The organism is Protofrankia sp. Cj5 (assembly GCF_917627405.1).
GTDB lineage: Bacteria > Actinomycetota > Actinomycetes > Frankiales > Frankiaceae > Protofrankia.
On sequence record NZ_CAKJTO010000159.1, the window covers coordinates 1 to 7,954 of the forward strand.

General features: G+C 71.9%; 4 protein-coding genes and 1 pseudogene. All 5 read left to right on the top strand.

What is annotated here, in order from left to right; translation table 11 throughout:
- Nucleotides 1-246: pseudogene (locus MJ777_RS21315) on the top strand (hypothetical protein); the annotation flags it as partial.
- A gap of 188 nt (nucleotides 247-434) precedes the next feature.
- The gene (locus MJ777_RS21320) at nucleotides 435-4,061 is read left to right on the top strand and encodes a DUF2309 domain-containing protein (protein WP_239377588.1); all 3,627 of its coding nucleotides are present in this window, start codon (nucleotides 435-437) and stop codon (nucleotides 4,059-4,061) included.
- Nucleotides 4,058-5,689, top strand: coding sequence for a proton-conducting transporter membrane subunit (locus MJ777_RS21325; RefSeq protein WP_239377589.1), 1,632 nt, complete (start codon nucleotides 4,058-4,060; stop codon nucleotides 5,687-5,689). The genes MJ777_RS21320 and MJ777_RS21325 overlap by 4 nt, the downstream gene beginning before the upstream one ends.
- Nucleotides 5,690-5,694: 5 nt before the next feature.
- Complete coding sequence (locus tag MJ777_RS21330) at nucleotides 5,695-7,077, top strand: proton-conducting transporter membrane subunit (RefSeq protein ID WP_239377590.1); 1,383 nt, start codon at nucleotides 5,695-5,697, stop codon at nucleotides 7,075-7,077.
- Nucleotides 7,078-7,419: 342 nt separating this feature from the next.
- Nucleotides 7,420-7,851: an SsgA family sporulation/cell division regulator gene (locus tag MJ777_RS21335; RefSeq protein ID WP_239312429.1), complete on the top strand. Its 432-nt coding sequence runs from the start codon at nucleotides 7,420-7,422 to the stop codon at nucleotides 7,849-7,851.
- Nucleotides 7,852-7,954 lie beyond the last annotated feature (103 nt).

Sequence of the window (7,954 nt, forward strand, 5' to 3'; positions counted from 1 at the left end):
GGCGCCGACGGCACAGCGCGGATCTGGGACGCGTTGAGCGGTCACCCGGTCGGTTGGCGCCTGGAGCAGCTTCCCCAGGGCGAACTCGCGGTCTGGTCCGCCCCTGACGGGCATCTACTCGGGGCGACGCGCGGGGCGTGGCGGTGGCTCGGCTGGCAGGTCCCCCGCGGAGGCGAACTCATCCGGTTGCCGGCCGAGACCTGGGGCCCACTGCCACCGCTGAGCCAACCGCAGCCAACGCCCTGACCGTGGCAGGCCGGCGCCGGCTACTCTCTACAGAGGATCACAACCAGGTGTGGCCGTCGTTGCGGACGGTTCGTCGGTGTCCGGCGAGCGATGCGTGGTGGCGCGGGCTCTGTCGCGCCCAAAGCTATCGTGCCCACACTCAGGCGGCGGCAGGAACGGAGACGGCAACGGAGACGACGACCACACCGATGGACGCGGCGGGTCAGGCGGTTCCGTTCCCGGCCCAGGCGGCGAGCGAATCGTGGGCCGAGCCGGAGTCCCTCGTTGCCGATATCCTGGACGATGTCGCGCACCTTCTTCCTGAGCAAGCGCCGCTGAGCTTCTTCGTGCATCACAACACGTTGCATGCATTCGAGGATCTCCCCTTTCAGGAGGCCGTTCTCCGTGCTTCCGAGGTGCTGGGAACGCAGCCTTTCCAGACCGAGCAGGCGTTCGCCGAGCACCTGCGCGGCGGCCGGATCCGCGAGGACGACATACGCGCTGTTCTCGGCCCCCATGACGAGGGTGACGGCGGCGTCGAGGTGGTGCCCGGCGGGCCGACTGTGGCCGAGTTCCGGTTCCGCCGTCTGACCACCCTTTTTGAGATCCCGCACGGCGCCGGGCTGCGCTGGCTGGTGGATGAGGACGACGTCCGTCATCGCTGTCACCCGCTGGTGGACGACGCCCGCCGGGCCGCGCTCCGGCGCCAGGCTGGACGGATCTTCGAGTCACCCGGTGGTGGTGGCCAGGACGCCATTGCTTTCCCCGCTGCCGCTGCCGCTGGCCTGCCGGCGCCCGGAGGTTCGGAGAGCCAGCGCCCGGCTGGGACCCGCCGCCTCGCGACCGGCCGTCGCGGACCGCGTTGTGCCAGCCCAGGCCACCAGGAATCGGCGCGGAGTTCGTCCCGGCGCGGGGCCACCCGGACCGCCGCGCGATGGGGGCGCATCCGGCGGGCAGGACCTGGCCAGACGCTGCCGCACGGTCAGCCGACGCCCAAGGCCCGGCTGCTGGCGGAGGTCTGGGACGCCCTGGAACGCCAACGTCCACCGGCACCCGCCGTCGCGGCACCGGCGCGGCGCCGCGACCAGATCCTGCGTCTCCTGGGCGTGGACACGGATGAGTTCGTGCATCCGGTGCTGATTCGGTTGTGTTCCGCTTTTCTTGATCAAGGCATTGCGTACTGGCGGATGCCGGACCGCGCGGACGGCCTGTTGGGCGTTTTCCGGCGGCTGTTCGGCCTGCCCATTGATCGGCCCGACCCGGTCTGGCGCGGCCTCGATGTGGTTCTTCGCGAGCAGGCGGCGCAGGGATGGACGGCGACGCGGACCGTGGTGTGGGCGCTTCGCGCCTTGCAGCTGCCCGAGTCGGCCTGGCCTGCGGCGATCCAGGCGAACCTGCTGTCCCTGCGCGGCTGGGCCGGCATGGTACGCCAGTTCGAGATCCGGCCCGACCGGGTTCCGACGCAGCCGTCCCCCGCGCGGCTCGTTGACTTCCTCGCCGTGCAGCTCCTGCTCAAGGTGTTCGCCACCCGGTATGTGCTGACCGTACGTGTCGGCCCGGGGGCCGAGCCGGCCGATCTCGGCTCCCTTGCCCCGATCCCACAGCCCCCGCAGCCCCCGCCGCCCGCCACGGCGACCGCTGGCACCGCGCTGGCCGCCACGCCGGTGGTGACCGGCTCGGATGCGCCCGTAGCTGGGGCTGAGCCCGGGGAACCCGGCCGCGAGACGCACGCTCCGCCGCCGTCCGCTGTCCATACCATCGATCACACGGGTATGGACACGGCGTTGGTGTACGAGGCGTTCGTGCTGGCCCAGCTGATGGACGTCGATCTCGGTCTGCTCACCGAGGACCGGTGGGCCAGCGCCTGGCTGCGGGCTGTCGCCGATTTCGACGAGCGACGACGACGCTGGCTGCTGCACCAGGCGTATGAACGCCGATACCGGATGACCATCCTGGACGCGCTGTCCACCCACAGCCGGAATTCCGCTGCGCCTGCCGAGCCCGCCGTGCCGCACACGGCCTTCCACGCCGTGTTCTGTATGGACGAGCGGGAGGAGTCGCTGCGCCGGCACCTCGAGGAGCACTGCCCGGCGGTGCGTACCTACGGCGCGGCCGGTTTCTTCGGCGTGGCCATGGCCTACCAGGGCCTGGACGACGTCCGTCCGCGTGCGCTGTGCCCGGTCACGATCACACCAGGCCATCTGATCGTGGAGCGGGCCGTGGACGAGACCGAGCACGCGGCCTACCGCCGCGCGATGCGCCGTTATGGACACGTCGGGCACCTGCTGTCGACGGCCCGCGGAACCCTCGGCCGCGGTGCGGCCCTGACCATCCTCGCCGGTCTGGCCTCGACCGTGCCGCTCGTCAGCCGCTGCCTGTTCCCGCGGACGGCCGAACACTGGGCGCGTCATGTCCACCACACGGTGGCGCCGCGGCCGCGCAGCAGACTCGTCCTCGAATGCCCCGAGGACGCCGAGCATGCCGCTGACAACCCGGTGCTGGCGGCGCCGGGCGCACTCTCGGACACGCCCTCGAGCACGGCATCCGGCGCGCTGGTGCCCGGGGTCGGATCAGCGCCGCTGCGGCTGGGTTACACCGTCGCGGAGATGACCGACATCGTCGACACGATGCTGACCACCATCGGCCTGAGTGGCATCTTCCCGGCAACGCCTCCAGGTGCCACGATGCCTGGGGCGACGGCCGCCGCGCAGGCGGGCTCAGGCACGGAGCAGCTCGTTCTGATCGCTGGTCACGGATCGTCCAGCCTGAACAACCCCCACGAAGCCGCCCACGACTGCGGTGCCACCGGCGGTGGCCAGGGTGGGCCAAACGCCCGGGCCTTCGCCGCGATGGCCAACCACCCCCGGGTGCGCGACGCGCTCGCCCAGCGGGGCATCCACCTGGATGCGAGCATCTGGTTCCTCGGCGCCTACCACAACACGTGCGACGAGTCGATCGACTACTTTGACGTCGATCGTGTGCCAGGCCGGTTCCGCCCGGCCCTGAGCCGGCTCCAGGAGGCTATGGACGCGGCCCGCCGGCTGGACGCGCGGGAACGGTGCCGGCGCTTCGAGTCCGCGCCCACCGACATCGACGCCGACCAGGCGTTGGCCCACGTCCAGGAGCATGCCCGCGACATCGGCCAGCCACGGCCGGAGTACGGGCACGCCACGAACGCCGTCTGTGTGATCGGACGCCGGTCCCGCACCCGCGGGCTGTATCTGGACCGCCGTGCCTTTCTCGTCTCCTATGATCCGACGACGGATCCGGATGGCGAGGTGCTTGCGCGGCTGTTGCTGTCGGCCGGGCCGGTCGGCGCGGGGATCAACCTGGAGTACTACTTCAGCTCCGTCGATCCGGTGGGCTACGGCAGCGGTACGAAGCTGCCGCACAACATCACCGCGATGGTCGGCGTCATGGACGGGCACGCCTCCGACCTTCGCACCGGCCTGCCCTGGCAGATGGTTGAGATCCACGAGCCGATGCGCCTGCTCGTGATCGCCGAGGCCACCCCCGAGCTCCTCGCCCGCCTGCTGCGCGAGAATCCGGGGCTGGCGAGACTCGTCACGGGCGGGTGGATCCAGCTCGCCGCCTGGAACCCGCGGAGACCCGACCTCCAGCTGTACGTCGACGGCACGTTCCGCCAGCACCAGCCGGAGGACCTCACGCTGCCAGTGGTCACCCGGTCGGCGGAGTACTACGCCGGCCATCGCCAGCATCTCGGGTGCGCCGCGGTTCTCACCGCGCCGCCAGCGGCCGGCGGCTCGCCGCGAGCCGGCCTCGCTGTCGACGATCATGCTGGCGGTCGGCCAGGCGACGCGCGGCCCGCGGGATGAGGAACACGCTCACAGCCCAGCTGTCCACGGGCGCGAACAGCGCGGTCGGCACCGCGTTGCTGCCGGCCGCGGTCGCGCTGCCGGCCGCCGGAGTCGCCGGGCAGGCCCTCGCCTTGTGGTTCGGTCACCGCCGGTCGGAACGGGCCACGGTCACCGTCGTGGCCATCGTGTTCGGCGCCGTCGCGCTCGCCACGGCCGTCCTCGGTCTGGCCCTCCTGGTGACCGGGCGCGCCATGATCGACGTCCGGCTCGGTACCTGGTTCGCGTCGTCCGGGCATGCCTGGCGCTGGCGCCTGGTGGCCGATCGGCTGTCCGTCCCGTTCGCGCTGTCCGCGGCGACGCTGATCGGGCTGATCGGCGCGCTGTCGAGCCGATACCTTCACCGCGAGCCCGGGTTCTTCCGCTTCTACCTGCTGCTCACGCTGTTCGGCACCGGGACCGAACTGGTCGTGCTCGCCGGAAGCCTGGCCGTCGTGTTCGTCGGCTGGGAGCTGGTCGGGCTGTCCTCGGCCCTGCTGATCGCCTTCTTCCACGAACGGCGTGGACCGGTGCGGCACGGACTGCGCGCCTTCCTGACCTACCGCGCCTGCGACGTCGGGCTGCTCGCCGGGACCGCGCTGCTGGCCGGCGCGGCCACATCGGTGGACCTGGTCGGTCCACCGGTCCCGGCGACAGGCTGGACGAGCTGGACCGGTGAGCTTGGCCGCACGGACTGGGCGCAGCTCCCCGTGCCGGGCTCGGCGGCCAGCGCGACCCTCGTGGCGCTGCTGCTGCTCCTGGCTGTGGTCGGCAAATCGGCCTTGGTACCGGCGAGTGGCTGGCTGCCTCGGGCGATGGAGGGACCCACCCCGTCCAGCGCGATCTGCTACGGCGCGATCTCGGTGCACCTCGGCCCCTACCTGCTGCTACGCAGCCACGCCCTGCTCGACGCGGCACCCGCGGCCCGCGCGGTCGTCGTCTTCCTCGGTCTCGCGACCGCCCTGCACGCCACCCTCGTCGGCCGCGTGCAGTCAGACATCAAAAACGCCCTGGCCTACGCGTCCATGACGCAGGTCGGGCTGATCGTCGCCGAGATCGGTCTGGGCCTGGACCTGCTGGCCGCCCTCCACATCCTGGGACACGCGGCGGTACGCGGCGCGCAGATCCTGCGCTCACCGAGCCTGCTGCACGACCGGCACCATCTCGAACAGGCGATGGGACGGACGCTGCCGCACACCGGCCGGCATCTCGAACGGCTCGTCCCAGGCCGCTGGCAGCTCCCGCTGTATCGGTACGCCCTGGGACACGGCTACCTCGACGTCTGGCTGCGCCGGCTGGGCGCCCCGATCGCACGGCTGCTGCACGCCATCGACCAGGCGCAGCGGCGCGTGGCTGACCGGATCGGCGGGGCGCGCGGCGGCACGACCACCGAGACGGCCCGCCTCGGCCTGACAGGCGGCAGCCCCTCCGTCAGCATCCCCGCCGTCCGGCATGCGGCGAGACAGACAACGGCGGCACGCGGCACGGGGGCGCTGGGCACGGCGCCGCATGGCCCCGCGGCCCCCAGGCCCGTCAGCGGGAGCGCGCCGGTCCACGAACAGGCCGGCCAGAGCGCGCCAGCCGACGATGTCGCAGCCGGGGGACGATGATGACGGTGGCGCTCGGCCCGCTGCTGGCCGCTGTCCTGCCACTGCTCGGCGCCGGCGATCTCGCCCGCCGACGCCTCGACGCGCGGCGAGCACGGGCCCACGCGACAGCCTGGGCAGGGGCCGCACTCGCGGTGACGGTCGGCTGCGTCCCGTTGGCCGGATTCGTCGACGACGCGCTGACCGACGCCGGCGTCCACACGGCGGCCACCCTGGCGGCGGGCTGGGCCCGGTGGACGCCGGTCGCCACGGCGCTGGCCGGTCTCCTCGCCGTCGCGCTGGCACCGATGCGTACACACACCACCAGCACGTTCACCCACGTGCTGGTGGTGCTCGCCAGCGGGCTCGCGACGACCGCGACCGGCGAGCCGGCCGTCATCGTGGCCCTGTGGGCGCTGGCCTCCGCCGCGACGTGCCATGAGCTACGCGGCCGTCTCGGTCCGCGGGGGGCGGCTCGGCTGTTCGCCGTCCACCAGGTGTTCGGTATCACGCTGGCCGCCTTCGGGGTGATCGTCCTCGCTGTCCACGGCGCGCCGGGATGGGCGGGCACGATCGGCACCGCGGCGATCGTCGCCGCCGTCACCGTCCGGCTGGGTCTGCTGCCCCTACACCTGTGGATCTCCGGCCTGGTGGAGTCCGCGCCCATGGGCCTGGTCGTCGTGTTCCTGACCGCTCCTACCGCTCCGATGCTGCTCCTTGCCGGCGGCATACCAGCGCCCGGGACCGGGCTGCTCGTGACCGGCGCCGTGTCCGCGCTGCTCGGCGGCTTGCTCGGGCTCGTCCAGCCCGACGCCCGGCGCGGACTGAGCGCCCTGGCCGTCAGCGTCTCGGGGATCGTCGCGTGCGGCATCGCGGACGCGTCACCGACGACCGTGGCCGGGGCAATTCTGGCCTGGCAGGTCTACGCCATCGGGATGGCCGGTGTCCTGATGGTGCTGTCGGCGACCGAGGCCCGCCGAGGGCCCATCGGCAGCACCGGAGCCGGTGGCAGTTTTGCCCGCACCCCGAAACTCGCCGTCGCCTTCCTGCTCCTCGGGCTCGCCGTCGCCGGCTTCCCGGCCACGGTGGGATTCGTCGGTGAAGATCTCCTCATCGAGGGAATCCGCGAATCGTCACCGCTGCCGATGCTGGCGCTGGTCGTCGCGACGGCGGCCAACGGGGCAACGGTCGCACGCTGGTTCTTCACCGGATACACCGGACGGCGCGACCACGTCGGCGAGCCTGACCTCACACGACGCGAACTGTGGGCGGTGACCGCCGCCCTCACGGCGCTCCTCGTCGGCGGTCTGGCACCGGGCGGGCTGGTTGCGAACGGCCCGGCCCACGACGCCGCGGAGGCGCTCGTCGTCGGGCTTCACAACTCGACGGCTTCAGCGAGAACCCGCCCGTAGCCGCGACCGCGGCCCAGCCACCGTGGTCACGTCGACGTGGACGTCCAGCGCCGCCTCGGCGTCGCTGATGAATCCCCGAGATCGAACAGCCCTCGCCCGGGAGCGAGGCCGGCCAACAGATCGACGTCGCTGACCTCGTCCGCCTCGGCACGGGCGATGGAGCCGAAGCCGTGCGTGACACGACGGTGAGGTTCCGCCGGTCGGACCAGACGCAGGAGTCCGTTCCTCCTGCCAACGCTGACCGGCTGTCTCATGATCGGCGCGGTGCGTGCGGACAGAATTGGTCAGGCGAGCGCAGAACAGCCCACGACATGGACAAGGACGAAGACGAGGACGGTCGAGATGCCCCGCCATCGGTCATCCGCGGCAAAGGAAATCAGCCGTGACCTGCCCATCGCCCTGGTCACGGACAACGGTGAACGGTTGCCGCTGACCGGCTATATGATCTTCGATCCCGCCGACCCCATCGCGATCACACTCGTCATTCGGGTGGCGGCCGGCGAGACCGTCAGGTGGACGTTCGCGCGCGACCTGCTCGCGGCAGGCGGCCCTCAGCCGGCTGACATGGGAGACGTGTGGGTCCGGCCGGCCCACGGTGACAGACCGCGGATCACGGCGCTGACGCTGACGAGTCCGACCGGCCGGGCGGACCTGGAACTCCCGTCGCAGCGGGTCGCCGCCTTCCTGCGCCACACCTACACGACCGTTCCGGCTGAGATGGAGCCTGATCTGATCAACTGGGATGCGGAGTTCGGACCGCTCCTGGGGCGTTAGGGCGTGTTTCGGAAGCCGTCGTAAGACGCCCGCGCTGACTGGCTCGGGCCGCCCGCTGATCGGTATCAGCACGGGTCAGGAGGCCGGGTGCTCCCGCCCGAGG

Excerpts from the sequence above, each read along its gene's own strand:
- MJ777_RS21320 (WP_239377588.1), top strand. The coding sequence starts at position 435 with ATGGACGCGGCGGGTCAGGCGGTTCCGTTCCCGGCCCAGGCGGCGAGC.
- MJ777_RS21325 (WP_239377589.1), top strand. The coding sequence starts at position 4,058 with ATGAGGAACACGCTCACAGCCCAGCTGTCCACGGGCGCGAACAGCGCG.
- MJ777_RS21335 (WP_239312429.1), top strand. The coding sequence starts at position 7,420 with ATGCCCCGCCATCGGTCATCCGCGGCAAAGGAAATCAGCCGTGACCTG.